Raw genomic sequence first — 19,951 nt, 5'->3', positions numbered from 1 at the left:
GGCTCGTTCTATTAGATAGTTGTGTTGCAGACGGCCTTTCGGCCTCGCAATCACTTCGTTTGGCCCCGATTAAGCTAAATCGGGGGTATGGTCAAACAATCGTCGGTGTTCGCGCACGGCAAAATTATCAGTCATACCCGCCAGATAGTCGGCGACACGGCGCGCACGCGACGGGATATCCAGCGTTTCACAGCCCGACTGCCACTCGGGCGGCATGATCGACGGATCGGCAAAACAGGCGTCGAACAGGTCCTGCACAATTTTGTCTGCCGCCTGTCGGCGCAGCACGACGCTGTTATGGAAATAGAGGTTTTTGAACAGAAACCGCTTCAGCACCTTTTCCTCGTCGCGCATCGTGGGTGAAAACGCCACCAGCGACTGCGAATGGGCATGGATGTCGGCAATGCTTTGCGGCTGCACAGCAGCCAGACGGCGCTGGGCTTCGGCGATAACATCCTCGACCATGATGGTGATCTGCCTGCGCACCAGTTCATGGCCGGTGCGCACGGCATCAAGATTGGGATAGCGCCCGCGCACCACATCGAGCAGCCGCTTGGTCAGGGGCACTTCATCCAGCGCCTCAAGCGTTAGTAGGCCCGCGCGCAAGCCATCATCGATATCATGGGCGTTATAGGCGATGTCGTCGGCAATCGCGGCGCATTGCGCCTCCAGACTGGCAAAGCGCCCCAGTTCCAGATCGTAGCGTTCGTTGAAATCGAGGATGGGTTGCGGCACCGGCTCATCCGAATGTACGGCGTATGGTCCGACCAGCGGACCATTGTGCTTCACCAGCCCTTCCAGCGTTTCCCAGGACAGGTTGAGACCGTCAAAATCCGCATAGCGATGCTCAAGCTTGGTAACGATACGGAGCGATTGGGCGTTGTGATCAAAGCCACCGTAATCCTTCATGCGTTCGTTGAGCGCATCCTCGCCGGTATGGCCAAAAGGCGTGTGACCAAAATCGTGCACCAGCGCGACGGCTTCGGCGAGATCTTCATCCAGCCGCAGCGCACGGGCCAGCGCGCGCGCAATCTGCGCCACTTCAATCGTATGCGTCAGCCGCGTGCGGTAATGGTCGCCTTCATGCGCAATGAAAACCTGCGTCTTGTGCTTCAGACGGCGAAACGCGGTAGAATGGATGATGCGGTCGCGGTCGCGCTGAAACGGGGTGCGTGTCGGGCTTTCCGGTTCCGGCACCAGCCGCCCACGGCTTGAGATCGGATCGCAGGCATAGGGCGCGCGCTCACGATAACCAAAGCCTATTCCTTCCAGCGACATTGCGATGCATCCTTCACTGTAATATGATTACACTATATTCATGCTGACATTGACTTCTATTGGTAGCGTTCATAGCTATCAGAGGAATATGAAAGCAAGTCTGCGATAACGGGCAGCCGGGGAAAATCCCGCTCTGGCCCAGCAACTGCAAACGGACGAGACCGATGACAGGCATTACCGTTTCCGATTCCGCCGCAAAGCGGATCGCTAAAATTCTCAATTCCGAACCGGACAAGACCGCGCTGCGCGTTTCTGTCGAAGGTGGCGGCTGCTCCGGTTTTTCCTACAAATACGATCTGGTCGACGAACAGACCGATGACGACATCGTCATTGAAAAGCTCGGGGCGAAAGTTCTGATCGATTCGATCTCGGTTCCTTACATGGATGGATCGGAAATCGATTTCGTTGACGATCTGATGGGGCAGTCGTTCCAGATCCGCAACCCGAACGCGACTGCGTCTTGCGGCTGCGGCACGAGCTTCGCGATTTAATCGAACCGAAACGCATAGCGTGAAAATAAACCGGCTGCCTCATGGCAGCCGGTTTTGTTTTGTCAGACTTTGACCGAAGCGACCGTGGTATCGATATGGTCCACCAGCGCGTCCGGCAGACCCAGGCGCCCAGCCAGCATATCGAGATAACCGCGCTCCGCCCGGCTATCGGGATCAATCGCCAGACGCGAAGCAGTGTAAAGCTCCACCTTCTGCTCTTCCGTCTGAGCCGCAGCGACCAGCGCGTCGAGATCGACCGGATCCGCCAGTTCTTTCTGAAAGAAAGCTTCCGCCTCGTCATCAAGGCCAGAAATCTGAAGCTTCTCCATGATACGTGCACGTTCCGCATCATCGATATGACCGTCTGCCTTGGCTGCGGCGATCATCGCCTGGATCAGCGTCAGGGCGAAACTGTTGCTCATGGCGGGCGACTGCGGATGAAACGGCGAATCGGCAGGCGGAGGCGGAAGAAGCTCCTGCTCCTTGGCAACCGGCTGTTCCGCTGTTTGCGGCGACTGGCCGGACTTGTAATTCTTGTAGGCCAGATAGCCGAGGCCAGCGATGGCTGCGATGCCGCCAACGGTGGCGACATTACCGGCCAGCTTGCGGCCCGTCTTGGTGCCAAGAACTGCGGCAGCGATAGCGCCGGTGGCAAGCGGGTTCTTCTTGGCGAGATCACCGACCTGCCCGGCTTTGTCCTTCACACTCCCCGACATGCCTGGTACCTGCGATCCCAAAAACTGGTCGAGAAGTTTCTTGGCGTCGAACATTGTTATCTCCTGTCTGGCTCCAATGAGTCCGAGATAGGAACGCAACGACGGCAATACAAATGCATCCAGCATTGAAATATGTACTTGGCTGCAATTTCTGTGATGAGGCCTGCGCCGTGCTTGCCCTCACCCGCTCAAGCGCCTAATCTTTGAGCCATGAAGATCGCTACGTGGAACATCAACGGCGTCAAGGCCCGCATCGAGAACCTTCAGCATTGGTTGAAGGAGTCTTCGCCCGATATCGCCTGCCTGCAGGAAATCAAATCGGTGGACGAGCAGTTCCCCCGGCTTGAGATTGAGGCGCTTGGCTATCACGTCGAGACCCATGGCCAGAAAGGCTTTAACGGCGTCGCACTTCTTTCCAAGAAGTCACCCGACGAGATCAATCGTGGCCTGCCCGGCGATGACAGCGATGAACAGGCACGCTTCATAGAGGGCGTTTATTCGACCGATAAAGGCGTCATCCGCGTCGTGTCGCTCTATCTGCCCAACGGCAATCCGATCGATACCGAGAAATTTCCCTACAAGCTCTCCTGGATGCAGCGTCTGGAAGCCTGGGCGAAAGATCGTCTGGCGCTTGAGGAGCCGCTTGTGCTGGCTGGCGACTATAACGTCATTCCAGAACCACAGGACGCGAAGAACCCGCAGGCATGGCTTGGCGATGCATTGTTCCAGCCGCAATCGCGACAGGCGTTTCGCAAGCTGGAAAATCTCGGTTTCACCGAGGCTATTCGCGCGGCGACTGACGATGATGGTATCTACTCATTCTGGGATTATCAGGCAGGCGCCTGGCAGAAAAACAATGGCATCCGCATTGATCATCTGATGCTGTCGCCAGAAGCGGTCAATCGTTTCGTATCGACCGATATTGAAAAGCACGTTCGTGCCTGGGAGAAGCCGTCTGACCACGTACCGGTTACGGTCACGCTGTCGGATTAAGACGAAAGAAGCTTAGAACGAGCCCTTGGTGGTCATATCGCTGGCGAGAGCGACAGCGTTCCGGCGATCCGCTTCACCGACAATCGAGAAAGCCTGTTCCTGCATTTCGCGTATCCAGGTGCAATCCTCGGCTGCGCAACGCTCAGAGGCAGCTGTCATGAAGGCCAGCCCGCGCACGGTCTTGCCAGCCTGAAACAGCATGTTTCCAAGCATGGCTTGAGCACTGACATTGCCCTTGTTCGCAGCCAGCTGGAACCAGCGTGCGGCCTGAACTGAATTGCGCTCTCCACCCTCACCGGACAGGAGCATCTTGCCAAGCTCGAACTGGGCAGCAGAATCGCCGAAATTCGATGCGGCCTGCACATAAAGATCACGGGCGACACCCAGATCAGCGCGCACCGGCGTACCCGGAATACCGCGCTTCACATATCCAGCGAGCGCAACCAGCGCGTCAGCCACATAGGAATCGTTCTCGGAACCGGGTTCGGAACCTTCACGGACGATCTTCTCGAAAATCTTGTAGGCTTCGTAGTCATTTTCAGCCACGCCGTCGCCATCGGCATACATGCGGGCCAGTTTCCACTTTGCACCCTGATGACCGCGCTCGGCGGCATAACGCAGCGCCTTGATCGCTTCGTCCTTGTGACCGTTCTTGTAGGCGGAGAAGCCGAACTTGAAGAGTTCAAACGGGCTGCGCGACTTTTCGGAATCGTCGTTCAGATCAAAAGCAAAGGCACTGTTGCAGGCGATGGCCAAACCAACAGCCATGGCAATAACAGGATATGAAAAACTGCGACTACGCATCACAACGCCGGTCTTTCACAATAGTTGGCACAAATCGTGGAGAAGGAATTCATTGAAGGCAGAATAGCCATGCTTTTCGTCAAGACTGAGACCCGATCTTGGCCGAAAAAAGCCTTACCATCATTGGAAGGAATCGGAGCAGCGTCGGCAAGGTTTCCCTTGCTTGCAATCGGTTTGCTCTGCAACAACGCGCTCTTGCTCATTCCTGCCTAATCCTGCGGGAGCCTTCGCTCCTGATTGTTTGACGGCTTCTGCCTTTCCTTGACGGATGATGTCCCTTTGTGGCGGGAAATAGGCAAAAATGACCGTAGTTCTTTGTAACCTAAAGTAACGGTAAAGACTGTTGCCGTTTGACAACAAACTCACTGTTGTTGCTCATCGAAATGCGCTCCCCGTCGAACAAAGCGATGGCGATTGTTTCCGTCTGGCGGACGCATAGAATAGAACAGCGATGACTCAACCGATTGGAACCAACCGGATCACATGCGCAGTTACCGACGCCCCAATAGGCGCCCGCAGAGGCGATTTACCTCCGGCACCCGCCGAAGCGGAATAGGAGGATTTCGCAGCATCATACTGACTTTATTGTTCTTTTCCGCGATTATCGTTGGTATTTCATACCTGCCGGATGAAAAGCGTCCGACCGAAACGCGCGACGGCCCCGTCTATGTGATAGATGGGGATACGGTGATCATAAACAAGGTGCATATTCGCCTGAAGGGTATTGATGCGCCGGAGATGGCGCAGACCTGCGAGCGAAACGGTATTCATTACGATTGCGGCACGGAGGCTCGCAATTTCTTGCGGGCAAGAATCGGAAAAGCACCGATTCGGTGCGAGACGGAGGGCTTTGACCGCTATGGCCGCGATCTGGCGCGTTGTTACCTCGGCGAAACCGATCTGAATAGCTGGATGGTCCAACAGGGGTGGGCGATTGCCTATGGCGATTATGAGCGCGAGGAAGCGGACGCCCGCAAAAATGGTCGCGGCATCTGGGCTGGCCGCTTTGAAAAGCCCTCGTCATGGCGAAAGGAAAATCCGCGCGAAAGCGAGAACGCGCAAACGAACCATGGCAGCGCTCAGACGAACGGGCGCAATAGCTTCAGCGCATTCACTCACTATATTAAAGAGCGTATCGCCGCCCTCATCAATTATTTCCGATGACGACATCCCAAAATCCGGAGCGAAGCTTAGTGGAAGACCTGAACACGCTCAGTCAGTCGATCAAAGCGTGTCGCATCTGCCGCGATGAGCCGCGGTTTCAGCCACCACTACCGCATGAGCCCAACCCGGTCTGTATTGTCTCCAATACGGCGCGCATTGCCATATGCGGACAGGCGCCCGGTATCCGCGTGCATAATACATCCCTGCCGTTCAACGATCCGTCCGGCGACCGCCTGCGGCAATGGCTCGGAACGACCCGTGAAGAGTTCTACGATCCTGCCCGGTTTGCCATCGTTCCCATGGGCTTCTGCTTTCCCGGTTATGACAAACATGGCGGCGACCTGCCCCCGCGCCGCGAATGCCGCATGACATGGCATGACCGTGTCTTTGCTGCCATGCCACAATTGGAGTTCGTTCTGGTAGTCGGGCAATATGCATTGGCCTACCATCTTCCCGACTATCGCGGGCGCAATCTGACCGAAACGGTGAAGAACTGGCGGAACTTCATTGAAACGCCCAACAAGGCGGGACGTATAGTGCTGCCGCTCCCTCATCCTTCCTGGCGCAATAGTGGCTGGCTGAAGCGCAATCCATGGTTCGATGAAGAGGTTGTGCCTATTGTTCAGGCAAAAGTCCGAAGCCTCATCAACGACGATAAATAAATTTTACAAGATCGGTTCTCATAAGAATATTTTTCCTGTAACTTCTGTCGATAGCACATCATAAGGTATGACGTTTCGCACACTCGCAAAGTTCGGGAAACGATTTCTAAAACCGGGAACGGAAACGCATGGACAGGCTCGACAGAAAAATACTGCGCTTATTGCAGGAAGACGCAACATTGGCAGTGGCAGACGTTGCCAAGAAGGTTGGCCTTTCCACAACGCCTTGCTGGCGTCGTATCCAGAAGCTTGAAGAAGATGGTGTCATCAAGCGCCGTGTGGCGATCCTCGACCCGATCCGCGTCAATGCGCGTGTGACGGTCTTCGTATCGGTGCGCACCAGCTCGCACAGCCATGAATGGCTCAAGCGCTTCTCGGAAGTCGTGCAGGAATTCCCCGAAGTTATCGAATTCTACCGCATGAGCGGCGATGTCGATTATCTCCTGCGCGTCGCAGTGCCGGATATTGCGGCCTATGACGCCTTCTACAAGCGACTGATCAGCAAGATCGAAATCCGCGACGTGTCGTCATCCTTCGCGATGGAGCAGATCAAGTACACGACTGAACTGCCGCTCGACTACATGGTGCTGGACAAGGAAAATAATTGACCTCCCAAACTTTGAAATGAAAAAGCCCGCCGATTGGCGGGCTTTTTTGTGCTGAGCTTTTTATCAGTGCTTTGCGGAAGCCACGCCAGCCTGTTCAAAGGTGGCCATGCCGCTGTGGCACTGCGCAGCCGCCTTGACGATGCTGGCAGCGAGAGCAGCGCCGGTTCCTTCGCCAAGACGCATGCCGAGATCGAGAAGCGGCTCTTTGCCGAGCTTTGCAAGCAGCAAGCGATGGCCCGGTTCAGCCGAGACATGGCCAAACAGGCAATGATCGATCGCTTCCGGATTTGCGGCATAGAGTATGGCAGCAGCCGAAGACGCCACAAAGCCGTCGATAATCACCGGGATTTTTTCCATGCGGGCGGCCAGAATGGCGCCAGCCATGGCTGCGATTTCACGTCCGCCGAGGCGGCGCAGCACTTCGAGCGGGTCTTTCAGATGCGCCTGATGCAAGGCAACCGCCTGACGGACCGCTGCAAGCTTGCGCTGCAACAGATCGCCAGTCGAACCCGTGCCCGGTCCAACCCAGTCTTCCGCCGTACCGCCAAACAATGCGAGTGCAATCGCCGCTGCAATGGTCGTGTTACCGATACCCATTTCACCAATGCAGAGAAGATCGGTGCCACCGGCAATCGCTTCCATACCGAAAGCCATGGTCGCCGCGCAGGTGCGCTCATCCATGGCCGGTTCTTCAGTGATATCGGCAGTCGGATGTTCCAGCGCCAGATCGAAAACCTTCAGTCCAAGATCATTGGCAATGCAGATCTGGTTGATCGCCGCACCGCCTGCCGCGAAATTCTCAACCATCTGCGCCGTGACGCTGGACGGAAACGGCGTGATGTTTTTTGCCGTGACGCCGTGATTGCCGGCAAAGACCGCGACCAGCGGACGATTGATCTGCGGCGTGCGCTTGCCCGTCCAGGCGGCAAGCCAGGCGGCGATGTCTTCAAGACGTCCCAGCGAACCGGCAGGCTTGGTCAGAGTTACCTCGCGCTCGCGCACTGCCCGTTCAGCGCCCAGATCGGGACCGGGCAGATTGCGGATCAGTTCACGAAAATCGTCAAAGGGAAGGCCACTGGCGCTCATATCGTTCAGTCCAATCGATCATGGGAGATGCAAATCTGTTTGGCACGTCCTATAAGCACTCACACAATTTTTCAAATCACCTCTTCGAGCCGATGGCCCTTGAGGCGAAATATCGCGAGCCCTAAATAGTCCTATGGGCGATAAAGTGTTGCGGAGCAGTCATTTGCAGCGAAATGGTTTCATAGGCGATACAATCCGGTCGCTCGGCTTTCTGAGCCGCCTTCCGCTTCCGCCAAGCTGGTTCGAGAACACGGACGATTCGCTGCTGCGCAACGCACGCGCATTTCCACTTGCCGGTGCGCTGCTGGGCCTGCTTGCTGGCATCGCGCTGATGATCGCCAATTCCCTGCATCTGCCTGCCCTCGCCTGCGGATTTATCGCAGTTGGGGCACTAGCGGCCATGACCGGCGCATTGCATGAAGATGGACTTGGCGACACCGCCGATGGCTTCTTCGCCGGAGCAACGCCGGAGCGTCGCCTCGACATTATGAAGGATTCCCGCATCGGCACTTTTGCCGCGCTCACACTCATCATTTGGGTCGGCATCAAGGTTTCTCTGCTGACAGCCATCATGGAGCGCGCGGGTCCCGGCTATGCCCTGCTTGCACTGATCGCCAGCGAAGCGGCAAGCCGCTCTGCCATGCTCGCCTTCTGGCATAGCCTGCCATCAGCCCGTCCCGGTGGACTTGCCGACAGCGTTGGTGCGCCGAGCTGGGAAACAGTGGTTTGCGGCGCGGCACTCGGTTTCGTCATCATGGCGCTGGGGCTGATCCCTTCCGGCGGCGTTCTGTCCGTCATCAACGCGCTTGTTCTTGTGACGCTACTGCTTGTCGGCTTTGCCCGGCTTTGCATGTCGAAAATCGGCGGTCAGACCGGCGATACCTTGGGCGCTGCGCAACAAATCGCTTCCCTTGCTGTGTTAATCGGGCTTGTCATGACCCTGTAATGCAACCACATTTCACTCATGAACACGGCGACAATCAAATCACCCTGCATATTGATATGCACGATGGACACTGAAACCGGCTTTTGTCTGGGTTGTGCGCGCACGCTCGATGAAATTACGCGCTGGTCCTGCATGACCGCCGAAGAGCAGATCACGGTACTATCGCTTCTGCCCGACCGGCATGAAATTCTCATTGAAAAGAAAGTAGGTTGATGGGGCGCTTTTTCTGGCTCGTTATTGCCGCCGTCGCAATCGTCGCTTTGTTGCTGATGTCCAACAATGACAGCGGCACCACAATGGGGCTCGACAATGATGTCTTCGCCCGTGCAGCCTATCTCGGCATATGGGGCGTCGTGCTCGCTGCCGGTCTGCTCGGCTCCGGCATCAGGCTTTCGGATTTCGCGCGCAATATGGCCGTCTGGGCGGTGATTATTCTCGGTCTCGTCGCGGGCTATCAGTATCGCTACGATCTTCAGGACGCTGCAAGCCGGATCACTGCGGGCCTTATCCCCGGCAGTCCGATTTCCGGGCGAAATGCCGAAGGCGCTGTGACCGTCACACTTGCCAAGGCTTCCAACGGCCATTTCGAAGTGAATGGCCGTGTCAACGGCGCGCGCGTGCATTTTCTGGTCGATACAGGCGCGTCTTCGGTTGTTCTGTCACAGGAAGACGCGGAGCGCGCAGGCCTTGATACGGCGTCGCTGAACTATAATGTGCCGGTGATGACAGCCAATGGCACGGCCTCCGCCGCAAGCATAACCATCGCGAACTTACAGATCGGCGACATTGAGCGCCAAAACATTCGCGCCATGGTCACCAAGGAAGGCCTGATGACCGGCAGTCTGCTCGGCATGAATTTTCTGCAAACGTTGGGTGGCTTTACAGTACGTGGCGACCAGCTAATCCTGATCGATTAAGCCGCTTCGGCACTGGCCTCGGTTACAGCGGCATAGGCTTCGCGCAGCACATCGCTGTTCGCGCCAGGCTTTGTCGCGTCGGTGGACAGCATCTGACGCCAGCGGCGTGCGCCCGGCATGCCGCTGAACAGACCCACCATATGGCGGCTCACATGCGAAAGCCTGCCGCCCGATGCGATATGCCGGTCGGTGTATTCGCACATGGCCTCGATAATATCCGCCATATCAACAGCGACGGGTTCATCGCCAAACAAACGGGCATCCACTTCCGCCAGCAAGGCGGGATTGTGATAGGCGGCGCGCCCGAGCATCACCCCATCCATATGTTCCAGATGGGTTTTGGCGTCATCGAGCGAGGTGATACCGCCATTAATGCCAACGAAAACATCGCCGAGACGGGCCTTCAACCGATAGGCGCGATCATAATCGAGTGGCGGGATTTCGCGATTTTCCTTCGGCGACAGACCTTTTAGCCATGCCTTGCGTGCATGCACCCACAGGGCGTCGGCTCCGGCGGCAAGCGCCAGATCAGCGAGCGCATCCAGCGCCACTTCCGGGTCCTGATCGTCGACGCCGATACGGCACTTGACCGTGACCGGAACAGAAACAACGCTTTTCATCGCCTCGACACCGCGTGCCACGATTTCGGGCGTCTGCATCAGGCAGGCCCCGAATGTACCCGACTGAACCCGGTCCGATGGGCAGCCGACATTCAGGTTGATCTCATCATAACCGAAGCCGATACCGATTTTCGCCGCTTCTGCAAGCTTGGCTGGGTCAGATCCGCCCAACTGCAAGGCGATGGGATGTTCTGCCGCATCGAAACCGAGCAAACGTTCGCGCGGACCATGGATCGCCGCATCCGCTACAACCATTTCCGTATAAAGCAAAGCGCGCTTCGAAAAGAGCCTGTGAAGATACCGGCAATGTCTGTCTGACCAATCGATCATCGGCGCAACGGCGAAGCGATAGTCCGGATAGTTGCGATTTTTCGATGTTACATCAGTCATTTAGACATAAATCCTGAGAAGACGATTCAAGGAATGATTTCAGATCATTCGATCAGAATGCTGGCAATCTGCCGTTAGAATGGCGCAAAAAGCCACACTTGCGCGAAATGTTCAAGTTTTGCAGCTAAGCTCCAATATAGAACTTTATCGCTATATTTCATCGGTTTCAGCACCAACCAGCGCCGTTAAAGGCGAACAGGCTGTGACTTTGGTCGCATTTGCGCATTATGATCGCGTCCTAAGCAATCCCCTCCGATTCTTTTCTCATTCATTCAAGGAAATCCGGCGTGACCTCCCTTTCCCCCTTCGGCAAATCCTTCGATGCCTTCCTGTTCGACATGGACGGCACGATCCTCAGCTCCATTGCGGCAACCGAGCGCGTCTGGGGAGAATGGGCCAAGCGTCACGGGATCGATCCGGTTACATTTTTGCCGACAATTCACGGCGTGCGCGCCGTCGATACAGTCCGCCGTCTCGATATCGGCCTCGACCCCGATCAGGAAGCTGCAATTCTACTGGAAGCTGAAATGGCCGATCTGGATGGTATCGTTCCAATCGATGGCGTCTGCGACTTCCTGAACGCGCTGCCGGAAGACCGTTGGGCGATTGTGACGTCAGCCCCGCTTGAACTGGCCCGTCGCCGCATCAAGGCGGCCGGATTGCCGCTGCCAAAGACCATTGTCTCGGCGGAAGATGTTGAACGCGGCAAGCCGAGCCCGGAATGCTTTCAGCTTGGTGCGAAGAAGCTTGGCTTTGATCCGCATCGCTGTCTGGTGTTCGAAGACGCGCCGGCTGGCATCGTTGCAGGCGAATCAGCAGGCGCTTGCGTGGTTGTCGTCACAGCAACGCACCCACATTCGCCGGAGACCTCGCATCGAAGCATCGACAGCTATCGCGAGCTGGAACTGAGCGTAGCCGATGACGGCAAGCTTAGCCTTGCCGTCGGTGAGACCATTTCGGTCGGGTAAGCGCGACGAAATTCTGGTTATGACGAGCCGAAAATGGTGGAGTTCGAGAACCGGAGCGCAGTGTGCTTAAGCACATGAGCACCGGAAGCGCAGAACAACGCCATTTGCAGGCCGTCAGAGCCGGAATTAAATGACCCGCCGCCCCTCGCGCCAAACCGTCTTGATAATCGGCACGTGTTCTGCCACCTGCACGCGCACCAGATCAGCGCGCTTGCCTTCGGCTATTTCGCCACGATCATCAAAGCCCACAGCCTGCGCTGGGTTCTTCGAAACCAGACGAATAGCCTGTGGAAGTGAAACCGCATTGGGAGCATGGGCCAGCACATCGGCCAGAAAAAATGCCGACTGCATCATGCTCGCCGGGATGTAATCCGACGAGATGATGTCGAGATGCCCGGCTTCGACCAGTTCTCGCGCTGAAACGTTGCCCGAATGCGAGCCGCCACGAACCACATTGGGCGCGCCCATCAGCACCGACATGCCGGATTCTTTCGAGGCTTTGGCCGCCGTGTGGGTGGTCGGGAACTCGGCAACACGAATGCCCTGTTCTCGCGCTTCTTCCACGTGATCGAGCGTTGCGTCGTCATGGCTTGCAAGGATCACGCCGCGCTCATGACACAGATCGGCAATCGCCTTGCGCGTCTTGGCGGAATAGATCTGCGACTGGCCAATGCGGCGCTCGCAATAAATCCGGAACTCTTCTTCCGACAGCTTGTTCTTACCCAGGAAGTACGCCTTGTAGGCGTCCAGATTGGTGAACTGCCGCTGTCCCGGCGCATGGTCCATTAGCGAAACCAGCCTGACCAACGGGTGGCTGCCGAAACGTTCAAAGGCCGGAAGACAATCGGGCGCAGACACTTCGCAACGCATATGCAGGAAATGGTCAGCGCGCAGCCGGCCCGCCGCACGCCCCTCTGCAATGGCCGTGGAAAGCTTCAGCATATCGTCGATGCCGGTTTGCGCATCATCATCCAAACCGATGCGCAAAGCATCGAAGACGGTGGTGATACCAGAAGCGGCGATCTGCGCATCATGCGCCTGTACGGCGGCAATCGGGTTCCAGCGCACTTTGGGGCGCGGGGCATAATGCCCCTCCAGATGGTCGGTGTGCAGCTCGATCAGACCCGGCGTCAGGAAGTCGCCTTCCATGTCTTCGCCGACTGATGACGGCCCGCTGGCGATATCTGCAATCTGACCGTCGACGAGCTTGATCGAGCCTTCGACGACATCGTCTGCGAGGACGATGCGCGCGTTACGCAGGATAGTTTCACTGGTCATCGCTTAAGGCCTCCCCACTGCCCGCTGGGTCCGCGTCTTCGTGGCTCCACCTGTCAGCGGATGCAGCGAATGAATCTCGAAGGGCGCGCCCTTCTCAGGTTCCACGAACAGTGCGAGATTCGCAACCTCGACCGGATCGTTCAGAAGCGGTGCAAAAAATTCTTCCAGCCGACGCTCGATCCGTGCGCGATCACCTTCCGCGACCGGACCAGTCAGGGTCATGTGGAAGCGGAACTCTTCAAAAACGTAAGGATAACCCCAGCGTTCCAGATTGTGACGCTGCGCTTCGTTCAGGCGCTCAGGACGGCGTTTGGCAATTTCAGCTTCATTGAGCGGTGCGCGAAAACGATCCAGCGCGACGACCACATCATTGGCGAGCTGGTTCAAGGCCGTGACTGGTTCATGCGGCACCAGCGCGAAAAACGGCCCGATGGCCCGAAGCTTCAGGCGCGGAATGATGACGGGCTCCACCGACGATGCAAAATGCATCAGCGCCGACAGAAGTTCGCTTTCCGTCAGATCGTCATTCAGCCGAAACGGCGCTTTCATCGTGGCGTGAAAACCATAACGACGCGGTTCTTCGGTCAGCGATGCAATCTCTTCCGTGCCAAGCGAGCGAATCGCCGGCAGCTTCACCGGCTCACCGCTAAAGGCATTGCGCCCCAGCCAGTTGGCCGCAACCTTCAGAAGCGCATCGCTGGAAGGCGGCGTGAAGTAGATCGCATAACGCATTTCAAATCCTTGGTCTGGAACCGTGTCTCGCCGCGGCGTGGCGCGGGATCGTTACACAACGAATGTGGCAAGTCGATAAAGCCTGTATGACAATGATGGAAGACAACTGACAAAGCGATTTTACATCACAGAAAATTGGTATAGGCGTCTGTAATCGATTTGAGGAGAAAAAGATGAGCGGTTTCGCGTCTATCGGCGAGTGCATGATTGAGCTTTCGGGCGGCGAAGGCGACCAGTGGCGCATGGGTTTTGCTGGCGATACGCTGAACACCGCCTGGTATGTTCGCGCACTGACCGACAGATCGTTTCCGGTCGATTATGTGAGCGCTTTCGGCGAAGACAATTTCTCGCAAAAACAGCGCGTTTTCTTCTCGTCCAACGGCATCGGCATTGCGCATAGCCCGGTGATCGCCGGTGTGCATCCGGGTCTTTATGCAATTACGCTGAACGGTGCTGAACGCTCCTTCACCTATTGGCGCAGCGATGCCGCCGCACGTCGCCTTGCCAGCGACCGGGCCGCGCTGGAGCAAAGCCTTTCGGGCCGCGACATTATCTATTTTTCCGGCATTTCCATCGCGATCGTCTTGCCGGAGCATCGCGAAACATTGTTCGACGTGCTGCAGCAATGCCGCGCTGCGGGATCGCGGATCGCTTTCGATCCGAACTTCCGTCACCAGCTCTGGCCGGATCGCAAGGCGGCGCAGGAAATCATCAGCGAAGCAATGCGGCTCGCCGATATCGCGCTGCCCACCTTCCCCGATGAGCAGGCGCTTTTCGGTGACAAAAACGCCGAAGCCTGTGCAGAACGCCTGATAGGCCTTGGTGTGAAGGAAGTTGTCGTCAAGGACGGTACGGAACCGGCATTGGTCGTAACCAATGGCGAACAGACACTGGTTCCATCCGTTTTCGCCAATGCCGTGGATACTACGGGGGCTGGCGACAGCTTCAATGGCGCCTATCTCGTTGCGCGCATGGAAGGGCTTTCGCCGGTTGAAGCCGCGCAGAAGGCCCATGCCGTTGCAGCCCGTGTCGTCGAAACGCGCGGCGCGCTTACCCCTATGGAGACGGCGCGCGCCGCTTATACCGGATAGCAACCATTAATCCCGGGTGAAGGCGAAACGGCTCTCCTGAGCGTAGATTTCACCCGGGCGCAGAATGGCCTGTGGGAAATAGGGATATTCGAGCGAGCCGGGCCAGATCTGCGGCTCCAGACAGAAGCCCGCATGTTTGCCATAGGGCTTGCCGGTCAGGCCGATGCAATCATTGGCCATCGTATTCCCCGCATAAAACTGAACGCCCGGCTCTGTCGTCAGCACGTCCATGCGCACACCGGACTTCGCCCCCTTGACTGAGGCGCAAAGACGCAACGGCACACGTGTCGCCGACAGACAGAAATTGCTGTCATATTCAACCTGCTTGCCGTTGTCGGCATGGCGGATCGGGCGATAATCGCGGAAGTCGAACACCGTGTCCTTGACCGGCAGAACGCGCCCATCTGGAATCAGCGCCTCATCGACCGGCATATAGGCGTCGGCTAGAATCTTGAGCTGGTGGTCCAGAATATCGCCCTCACCGCCATCATCGAGATTGAAATAGCTGTGATGCAAAAGATTGCAGACCGTCGGCTTGTCGGTCACAGCTTCCAGCCGCACGATCAAGGCGCCGTTCTCATTGAGCATGTAGGTGCAGCTGACCTTCAGATTGCCCGGAAAGCCCATTTCACCATCTTCGGCCACCGTGCCGAGCGTCACATAATCCGCGCCGCTGCCCGTGACCTTCCAGACCCGATTGCCGAGCCCCTTGCTGCCGCCATGAAGATTATGACGTCCAAGATAGTTCGCCTCCACCTCATAGGTCTTGCCATCCAGCACAAAATGCGCATCGCGAATGCGGTTGGCCGAGCGGCCCGCAATTGCACCCAGATGCGGCGAATGGGCGGGATAATCGTCAAAATTCTGATAGCCGATCACCAGCGGCGCATCATGGCCCGCGAAGCGCATATCCTGAATCGCCGCGCCCCATGTGATGATCTTGGCCGTCAATGGCCCGTTGGAGATGGTCAGCCGATGAACCGCCTGCCCGTCTGGCGCATGTCCGAAAACTTCCGATGTCACGTCTGCCGCCTGTAAAAGTATGATTTAAGGGAACCGCATCAAGCCGCATTGCAGGCTCTTAAGCAAGAGGGTTGCCGCTTGATCACAATCGATTCCTCCGATATTTTTTACATGTCTATATGTTAGAGCATTCAGTATTACCGACACCGTATTTAATATATTTTTCAAATATAAATTGAAAAAGGTATAGATATGCGATCAAATTTTGCGACGATTATGCCGTATATATTTCAGGAAGAAGGTGGCTTCGTCGACAATCCGGCTGATCCTGGCGGCGCAACCAATATGGGTATTACCACCGGTACTCTTGCCGGATGGACAGGTCATTCCGAATCTGCCCAGGACGTCAAAAATCTTACGAAAGATACTGCTACAGACATTTATAGAAAACAGTATTGGGACAAGATAGACGGCGACAGTCTTCCCTCTGGCGTTGACTATGCCATGCTGGACTTTGCGGTCAATTCCGGCCCAAGTCACGCAATAAAAATGTTGCAGCAAATACTTGGTCTATTGCAAGATGGATTTCTCGGACCCGCGACTTTTGCAGCACTCTCCTCCCGCCCGCCGCAGGATATTATCGACCGGCTATGCGATGAACGCGCGGCCTGGCTCCGGGGACTTGCTGCCGCCGCAACCTTCGGCAAAGGCTGGCAGGCCCGCGTTGAACGGGTGCGTTCACGCGCGCTGGCGCTTGCGCTAAAGCCTGTCAACGATGTCGACCCAGCGCATCCAGCGGGCATTTCGTTCCCGCACTCCTATGAACCCGCGTACAACACGCGACCAGAGGTCGCTCAACCCGGCAATCCCGTCGTGAGTACATTGCAACAGCCCGGAGTGCTTGGCACTGTGGCGAGTATCGCATCAGGGCTGGTCGCCATTATCGTGCAGGATGGCCCGCTGGAAACGGGGCTTGCCTGTGCGATGATTGCGATCTCTCTGATAGGTGTAATCTATTTCGCCAAGCGCTGAAAAAGATGCCAACACAGCCCCGCATGAAGAGATTTCAAAAAATTGAGATTGCCTTTATGTTGCGCTTCGCTCGTCTGGCATCTTATATGCGCATCGAACTCCCGGTGATCTTGAAACTAATATGACTTTCCTCATGACCGGAAAAACGCTAGACACGCGCATACAGAGCATTTCCAGCAAATGTGCCCAACACTTTTGCTGGCCGCGAAATGCGACGAAAAAATCAGATGCCTATAATTCGCGGCATCATCAGGAATAAAGGAATCGAAACTTGTCCTCTACTTTTGACAAAGTCGCCGACATCATCGCCGAAACCAGTGAAATCGATCGTGACACCATCACGCCGGAAAGCCACACCATCGACGATCTGGGCATCGACAGCCTCGACTTCCTCGACATCGTCTTTGCTATCGACAAGGCTTTCGGCATCAAGATTCCGCTTGAGCAGTGGACGCAGGAAGTAAACGAAGGCAAGGTTCCGACCGAAGAATACTTCGTCCTGAAGAATCTCTGCGCCAAGATCGACGAGCTGGTTGCGGCCAAAAAGGCCTGAGCTCGCTGAAAAATTGACGGTATTGAAGGGTGGACAGCAATGTTCGCCCTGATTCCGTTTCTGGAGCACAAGACAGTTCCTAGGACAGCCCCTTGGCCTCATCACGGCAGAACCGGACCCATGCAGAACAATAAAGTCGTCATCACCGGCATCGGCATTATTTCATCACTCGGCGAAGGCGCCGAAGTGCATTGGAACGCTTTTTCGACAGCGGGTAGCGAACCACGCCTCGAAAGAGAAGCCTTTGCTCCCTATACCGTTCATCCACTCGGCGAAGTCGATTGGAGCCTGCAAATTCCAAAGCGCGGCGACCAGCGCCAGATGGAAACCTGGCAGCGACTCGGCACCTATGCCGCAGGCCTCGCGCTGCAAGATGCAGGCATGAAGGACGATGAAGCGCTCTGCGCGACCATGGATATGGTTGTGGGCGCAGGTGGTGGCGAACGCGACATTACCGTCGACATGCAGATTCTCGAAGAAGGCCGCACCAGCAACAATCGCGGTGTGATGCTGAACGAGAAACTCTCGACTGAACTGCGGCCGACCCTGTTTCTGGCGCAGCTTTCCAACCTGCTCGCTGGCAATATTTCCATCGTGCACAAGGTGACGGGTTCTTCGCGCACGTTCATGGGCGAAGAAGGCTCCGGCATTTCGGCCATTGAAACGGCGGCAGCCCGCATCCGCACCGGACAGAGCACGCATGCGCTGGTGGGCGGCTCCTACAATGCCGAACATTTCGACATGATTCTCGGTCACGAGCTGGGCGGACTGCTCAAGCATGACGGCTGGGCACCGCTCTGGGAGCGCGATGGTTCGGCAGGCGGTGGCATGATCTCCGGCTCCGGCGGCGTGTTCCTCGTTCTCGAAAATGCCGAACATGCTGCCAAACGCGGTGCACGCGCCTATGCAGAAGTCGCGGGAATCGCAGCCACGCAAATCCGCCGCGAAAGCGACGACCTTGCCAAGACCGTTCGCGATCTTGTTCTGGCAGCCAATGACGGCAAGGACCCGGCCTATGTTGTTTCCGGCGCATCCGGCGCTCATGACGCGACCAAAGCCGAAAAATCCGTACTGGACGGCTTTTCCGCAGCCTATCGCGGCATATCCGGCCTGACCGGACATTTGCGCGAAGCACAATTTCCGCTGGCACTGGCGCTAGCCGCCATTTCCGTCTGGAAAGGTGAGGCTTTTGCGCCGTTGAACGCATCGGAAAAGGCCGCTGACGGAAAAATCAGCGAAGCCGTCGTCACCACTGTCGGAGCAACGCGCGCCGAAGGTGCCGCAAAGCTGGTGAGAGCATAAGATGACCAAATATACAGACCATCTGGGCCGCCCCATCGTCGCCATCACAGGCGCTGGCGTTGTTTCTTCGCTCGGACAGGGCAAGGAAGACAACTGGGCCGCGCTGACCGGCGGTGTTTCGGGCATTCACAGCATTACCCGTTTTCCGCTGGAAAATCTGAACACACGTTTTGCGGGCACCGTGGATTTCCTGCCTGAAAGCGAAACCGGTGCTTCGGCTTTGTCGGAAAAGCTGGCACGTCTTGCCGGTGAAGAGGCACTTGCCCAGTCCGGCCTTTCGACAACCAATTTCGGCGGCCCGCTCTTTCTGGCCGCCCCGCCGGTCGAACTCGACTGGAAAAGCCGCTTTGCGCTTGATGCCAGCGTGAAGAACGAAGGCCCGGCCAGCTATCAGCTTCTGCTCGAAGCCTGCCGCCGCGTGCGCCATGAAGCGCTCTTCAACACGACGCAGTTCGGTTACATCGCCGAGCGTCTCTCGGAAGCCTTTGGAACGCGCGGCCTGCCGATCACGCTTTCCACCGCCTGCGCTTCGGGTGCAACGGCGATCCAGCTTGGCGTTGAAGCCATCCGTCGCGGCGAAAGCGACCATGTTCTTGCGATTGGCACCGACGGTTCCGTTTCAGCGGAAGCGCTGATCCGCTTCTCGCTGCTTTCCGCACTGTCCACGCAGAATGAAAAGCCGGAAAAGGCGTCGAAGCCTTTCTCCAAGGATCGCGACGGCTTTGCCATGGCCGAAGGTTCCGGCGCACTGGTCATGGAATCGCTCGAAAGTGCTGTTGCCCGCGGCGCAAAGGTTCTCGGCATTCTGGCCGGTTGCGGCGAAAAGGCCGATGACTTCCACCGCACCCGTTCGAAGCCGGATGCTTCGCCTGCCATTGGCACGGTGCGCGCTGCCCTTGCCGATGCAGGCCTGACCGAAGACCAGATTTCCTACATCAACGCCCACGGCACTTCGACGCCGGAAAACGACAAGATGGAATATCTGGCGCTTTCGTCCGTATTCGGCGAACGCATCGAATCCATCCCGGTTTCGTCCAACAAGTCGATGATAGGCCATACGCTGACCGCAGCCGGTGCGATTGAAGCTGTGTTCTCGCTGCTTACGATCCAGACCGGAACGCTGCCGCCCACCATCAATTACGACAATCCGGACCCGGCCATTCCGCTGGACGTCGTGCCGAATGTGAAGCGTCAGGCGGAGGTTTCCGCAGTGCTTTCGAACTCATTCGGCTTCGGCGGACAGAATACGAGCCTTGTTTTGGCGGCAAATCCGAATTAATCCGTCCGGCAAACGAATTTTAAATTTCCTGATGATCCCGGAAGGCGGAAGCTCTCCGGGATCATGCCATGAAAGGAA

Annotated in this window: 23 protein-coding genes; 14 read left to right on the top strand and 9 right to left on the bottom strand. The window is 56.8% G+C overall.

The features are described from left to right. Positions 1 to 69: 69 nt before the first annotated feature. Complete coding sequence (locus FHW00_RS07230) at positions 70 to 1,278, bottom strand: deoxyguanosinetriphosphate triphosphohydrolase (RefSeq protein ID WP_078338487.1); 1,209 nt, start codon at positions 1,276 to 1,278, stop codon at positions 70 to 72. 164 nt (positions 1,279 to 1,442) lie between these two features. Between FHW00_RS07230 and erpA the strand changes: the two genes are divergently transcribed. Beyond that, a complete protein-coding gene (gene erpA, locus FHW00_RS07225; RefSeq protein ID WP_078338486.1) occupies positions 1,443 to 1,769 on the top strand; it encodes an iron-sulfur cluster insertion protein ErpA in 327 nt (108 codons plus the stop codon). A gap of 62 nt (positions 1,770 to 1,831) precedes the next feature. Here erpA and FHW00_RS07220 read toward each other — a convergent pair whose 3' ends face one another. Further along, a complete protein-coding gene (locus FHW00_RS07220) occupies positions 1,832 to 2,539 on the bottom strand; it encodes a tellurite resistance TerB family protein (protein WP_113533543.1) in 708 nt (235 codons plus the stop codon). Positions 2,540 to 2,695: 156 nt separating this feature from the next. Between FHW00_RS07220 and xth the strand changes: the two genes are divergently transcribed. Then, positions 2,696 to 3,478, top strand: a complete 783-nt coding sequence (xth, locus tag FHW00_RS07215; RefSeq protein WP_078338485.1) for an exodeoxyribonuclease III — start codon at positions 2,696 to 2,698, stop codon at positions 3,476 to 3,478. Between the two features lie 12 nt (positions 3,479 to 3,490). Here the strand turns inward: xth and FHW00_RS07210 are convergent, their stop codons facing one another. Both FHW00_RS07210 and FHW00_RS07205 read right to left on the bottom strand, forming a co-directional pair. After that, positions 3,491 to 4,282: a tetratricopeptide repeat protein gene (locus tag FHW00_RS07210; RefSeq protein ID WP_078338484.1), complete on the bottom strand. Its 792-nt coding sequence runs from the start codon at positions 4,280 to 4,282 to the stop codon at positions 3,491 to 3,493. Beyond that, positions 4,282 to 4,485: a hypothetical protein gene (locus FHW00_RS07205; RefSeq protein WP_078338483.1), complete on the bottom strand. Its 204-nt coding sequence runs from the start codon at positions 4,483 to 4,485 to the stop codon at positions 4,282 to 4,284. The genes FHW00_RS07210 and FHW00_RS07205 overlap by 1 nt, the downstream gene beginning before the upstream one ends. 280 nt (positions 4,486 to 4,765) lie before the next feature. On the opposite strand from FHW00_RS07205, the gene FHW00_RS07200 reads away from it, so the two are divergent. The 3 genes from FHW00_RS07200 (at position 4,766) to FHW00_RS07190 (ending at position 6,716) form a co-directional block, all read left to right on the top strand. After that, positions 4,766 to 5,446, top strand: a complete 681-nt coding sequence (locus FHW00_RS07200) for a thermonuclease family protein (RefSeq protein ID WP_078338482.1) — start codon at positions 4,766 to 4,768, stop codon at positions 5,444 to 5,446. Between the two features lie 29 nt (positions 5,447 to 5,475). Next, positions 5,476 to 6,108 carry a uracil-DNA glycosylase family protein gene (locus tag FHW00_RS07195; protein WP_445557920.1) on the top strand — a complete coding sequence of 211 codons (633 nt, stop codon included), beginning with the start codon at positions 5,476 to 5,478 and terminating at the stop codon, positions 6,106 to 6,108. 128 nt (positions 6,109 to 6,236) lie between these two features. After that, the gene (locus tag FHW00_RS07190) at positions 6,237 to 6,716 is read left to right on the top strand and encodes an Lrp/AsnC family transcriptional regulator (RefSeq protein WP_078338480.1); all 480 of its coding nucleotides are present in this window, start codon (positions 6,237 to 6,239) and stop codon (positions 6,714 to 6,716) included. 63 nt (positions 6,717 to 6,779) lie between these two features. Here the strand turns inward: FHW00_RS07190 and cobT are convergent, their stop codons facing one another. Beyond that, positions 6,780 to 7,802, bottom strand: a complete 1,023-nt coding sequence (cobT, locus tag FHW00_RS07185) for a nicotinate-nucleotide--dimethylbenzimidazole phosphoribosyltransferase (RefSeq protein ID WP_078338479.1) — start codon at positions 7,800 to 7,802, stop codon at positions 6,780 to 6,782. 163 nt (positions 7,803 to 7,965) lie between these two features. Here cobT and FHW00_RS07180 point away from each other — a divergent pair, with 163 nt between their 5' ends. The 3 genes from FHW00_RS07180 to FHW00_RS07170 are packed head-to-tail and all read left to right on the top strand — an operon-like array spanning position 7,966 to position 9,665. After that, positions 7,966 to 8,748 (top strand): adenosylcobinamide-GDP ribazoletransferase, encoded by a 783-nt coding sequence (locus tag FHW00_RS07180; protein ID WP_078338648.1) that lies wholly within the window; start codon positions 7,966 to 7,968, stop codon positions 8,746 to 8,748. 18 nt (positions 8,749 to 8,766) lie between these two features. Then, complete coding sequence (locus FHW00_RS07175) at positions 8,767 to 8,961, top strand: DUF1289 domain-containing protein (protein ID WP_078338478.1); 195 nt, start codon at positions 8,767 to 8,769, stop codon at positions 8,959 to 8,961. Continuing rightward, positions 8,961 to 9,665: a TIGR02281 family clan AA aspartic protease gene (locus FHW00_RS07170; protein WP_078338477.1), complete on the top strand. Its 705-nt coding sequence runs from the start codon at positions 8,961 to 8,963 to the stop codon at positions 9,663 to 9,665. Before FHW00_RS07175 ends, FHW00_RS07170 begins: the two co-directional genes overlap by 1 nt. Here the strand turns inward: FHW00_RS07170 and dusA are convergent. Then, positions 9,662 to 10,675: a tRNA dihydrouridine(20/20a) synthase DusA gene (gene dusA, locus FHW00_RS07165; RefSeq protein WP_078338476.1), complete on the bottom strand. Its 1,014-nt coding sequence runs from the start codon at positions 10,673 to 10,675 to the stop codon at positions 9,662 to 9,664. The two genes, FHW00_RS07170 and dusA, sit on opposite strands and share 4 nt — an antisense overlap. Before the next feature lie 287 nt (positions 10,676 to 10,962). Between dusA and FHW00_RS07160 the strand changes: the two genes are divergently transcribed. Continuing rightward, entirely contained in the window at positions 10,963 to 11,643 is a 681-nt protein-coding gene (locus FHW00_RS07160) for an HAD family hydrolase (RefSeq protein ID WP_078338475.1), read from the top strand. A gap of 126 nt (positions 11,644 to 11,769) precedes the next feature. Here FHW00_RS07160 and FHW00_RS07155 read toward each other — a convergent pair whose 3' ends face one another. Both FHW00_RS07155 and FHW00_RS07150 read right to left on the bottom strand, forming a co-directional pair. Next, entirely contained in the window at positions 11,770 to 12,921 is a 1,152-nt protein-coding gene (locus FHW00_RS07155; protein WP_078338474.1) for an alpha-D-ribose 1-methylphosphonate 5-triphosphate diphosphatase, read from the bottom strand. Between the two features lie 3 nt (positions 12,922 to 12,924). Beyond that, positions 12,925 to 13,653, bottom strand: coding sequence for a DUF1045 domain-containing protein (locus FHW00_RS07150; protein ID WP_078338473.1), 729 nt, complete (start codon positions 13,651 to 13,653; stop codon positions 12,925 to 12,927). Between the two features lie 173 nt (positions 13,654 to 13,826). Between FHW00_RS07150 and FHW00_RS07145 the strand changes: the two genes are divergently transcribed. Continuing rightward, positions 13,827 to 14,744, top strand: coding sequence for a sugar kinase (locus FHW00_RS07145; RefSeq protein ID WP_182514641.1), 918 nt, complete (start codon positions 13,827 to 13,829; stop codon positions 14,742 to 14,744). Between the two features lie 6 nt (positions 14,745 to 14,750). Here FHW00_RS07145 and FHW00_RS07140 read toward each other — a convergent pair whose 3' ends face one another. After that, positions 14,751 to 15,767, bottom strand: a complete 1,017-nt coding sequence (locus FHW00_RS07140; RefSeq protein ID WP_078338471.1) for an aldose epimerase family protein — start codon at positions 15,765 to 15,767, stop codon at positions 14,751 to 14,753. A 192-nt stretch (positions 15,768 to 15,959) separates the two neighbouring features. On the opposite strand from FHW00_RS07140, the gene FHW00_RS07135 reads away from it, so the two are divergent. The 4 genes from FHW00_RS07135 to FHW00_RS07120 all read left to right on the top strand — a co-directional run bounded on the left by FHW00_RS07135 (position 15,960) and on the right by FHW00_RS07120 (position 19,873). Beyond that, positions 15,960 to 16,739 carry a glycoside hydrolase family 108 protein gene (locus FHW00_RS07135; RefSeq protein ID WP_078338470.1) on the top strand — a complete coding sequence of 260 codons (780 nt, stop codon included), beginning with the start codon at positions 15,960 to 15,962 and terminating at the stop codon, positions 16,737 to 16,739. Between the two features lie 271 nt (positions 16,740 to 17,010). After that, on the top strand, positions 17,011 to 17,292 hold the full coding sequence (locus tag FHW00_RS07130) for an acyl carrier protein (protein WP_078338469.1): 282 nt from the start codon (positions 17,011 to 17,013) through the stop codon (positions 17,290 to 17,292). Between the two features lie 120 nt (positions 17,293 to 17,412). Further along, entirely contained in the window at positions 17,413 to 18,594 is a 1,182-nt protein-coding gene (locus tag FHW00_RS07125; protein ID WP_078338468.1) for a beta-ketoacyl-ACP synthase, read from the top strand. A gap of 1 nt (position 18,595) precedes the next feature. Further along, on the top strand, positions 18,596 to 19,873 hold the full coding sequence (locus FHW00_RS07120; protein WP_078338467.1) for a beta-ketoacyl-ACP synthase: 1,278 nt from the start codon (positions 18,596 to 18,598) through the stop codon (positions 19,871 to 19,873). The last annotated feature ends 78 nt before the right edge of the window (positions 19,874 to 19,951 follow it).

The sequence above is a fragment of the Ochrobactrum sp. P6BSIII genome, from assembly GCF_014138065.1.
Lineage (GTDB): Bacteria > Pseudomonadota > Alphaproteobacteria > Rhizobiales > Rhizobiaceae > Brucella.
This window is presented reverse-complemented; position numbering and strand designations above follow the sequence as displayed.

Bases quoted from the DNA above. Each gene is read 5' to 3' on its own strand.
- dusA (WP_078338476.1), bottom strand. From the start codon at position 10,675: ATGACTGATGTAACATCGAAAAATCGCAACTATCCGGACTATCGCTTC.
- FHW00_RS07155 (WP_078338474.1), bottom strand. From the start codon at position 12,921: ATGACCAGTGAAACTATCCTGCGTAACGCGCGCATCGTCCTCGCAGAC.
- FHW00_RS07150 (WP_078338473.1), bottom strand. From the start codon at position 13,653: ATGCGTTATGCGATCTACTTCACGCCGCCTTCCAGCGATGCGCTTCTG.
- erpA (WP_078338486.1), top strand. From the start codon at position 1,443: ATGACAGGCATTACCGTTTCCGATTCCGCCGCAAAGCGGATCGCTAAA.
- FHW00_RS07190 (WP_078338480.1), top strand. From the start codon at position 6,237: ATGGACAGGCTCGACAGAAAAATACTGCGCTTATTGCAGGAAGACGCA.
- FHW00_RS07120 (WP_078338467.1), top strand. From the start codon at position 18,596: ATGACCAAATATACAGACCATCTGGGCCGCCCCATCGTCGCCATCACA.
- FHW00_RS07220 (WP_113533543.1), bottom strand. From the start codon at position 2,539: ATGTTCGACGCCAAGAAACTTCTCGACCAGTTTTTGGGATCGCAGGTA.
- FHW00_RS07175 (WP_078338478.1), top strand. From the start codon at position 8,767: ATGAACACGGCGACAATCAAATCACCCTGCATATTGATATGCACGATG.
- FHW00_RS07125 (WP_078338468.1), top strand. From the start codon at position 17,413: ATGCAGAACAATAAAGTCGTCATCACCGGCATCGGCATTATTTCATCA.
- cobT (WP_078338479.1), bottom strand. From the start codon at position 7,802: ATGAGCGCCAGTGGCCTTCCCTTTGACGATTTTCGTGAACTGATCCGC.
- FHW00_RS07230 (WP_078338487.1), bottom strand. From the start codon at position 1,278: ATGTCGCTGGAAGGAATAGGCTTTGGTTATCGTGAGCGCGCGCCCTAT.
- FHW00_RS07210 (WP_078338484.1), bottom strand. From the start codon at position 4,282: ATGCGTAGTCGCAGTTTTTCATATCCTGTTATTGCCATGGCTGTTGGT.
- FHW00_RS07135 (WP_078338470.1), top strand. From the start codon at position 15,960: ATGCGATCAAATTTTGCGACGATTATGCCGTATATATTTCAGGAAGAA.
- FHW00_RS07145 (WP_182514641.1), top strand. From the start codon at position 13,827: ATGAGCGGTTTCGCGTCTATCGGCGAGTGCATGATTGAGCTTTCGGGC.
- xth (WP_078338485.1), top strand. From the start codon at position 2,696: ATGAAGATCGCTACGTGGAACATCAACGGCGTCAAGGCCCGCATCGAG.
- FHW00_RS07200 (WP_078338482.1), top strand. From the start codon at position 4,766: ATGCGCAGTTACCGACGCCCCAATAGGCGCCCGCAGAGGCGATTTACC.
- FHW00_RS07205 (WP_078338483.1), bottom strand. From the start codon at position 4,485: ATGAGCAAGAGCGCGTTGTTGCAGAGCAAACCGATTGCAAGCAAGGGA.
- FHW00_RS07170 (WP_078338477.1), top strand. From the start codon at position 8,961: ATGGGGCGCTTTTTCTGGCTCGTTATTGCCGCCGTCGCAATCGTCGCT.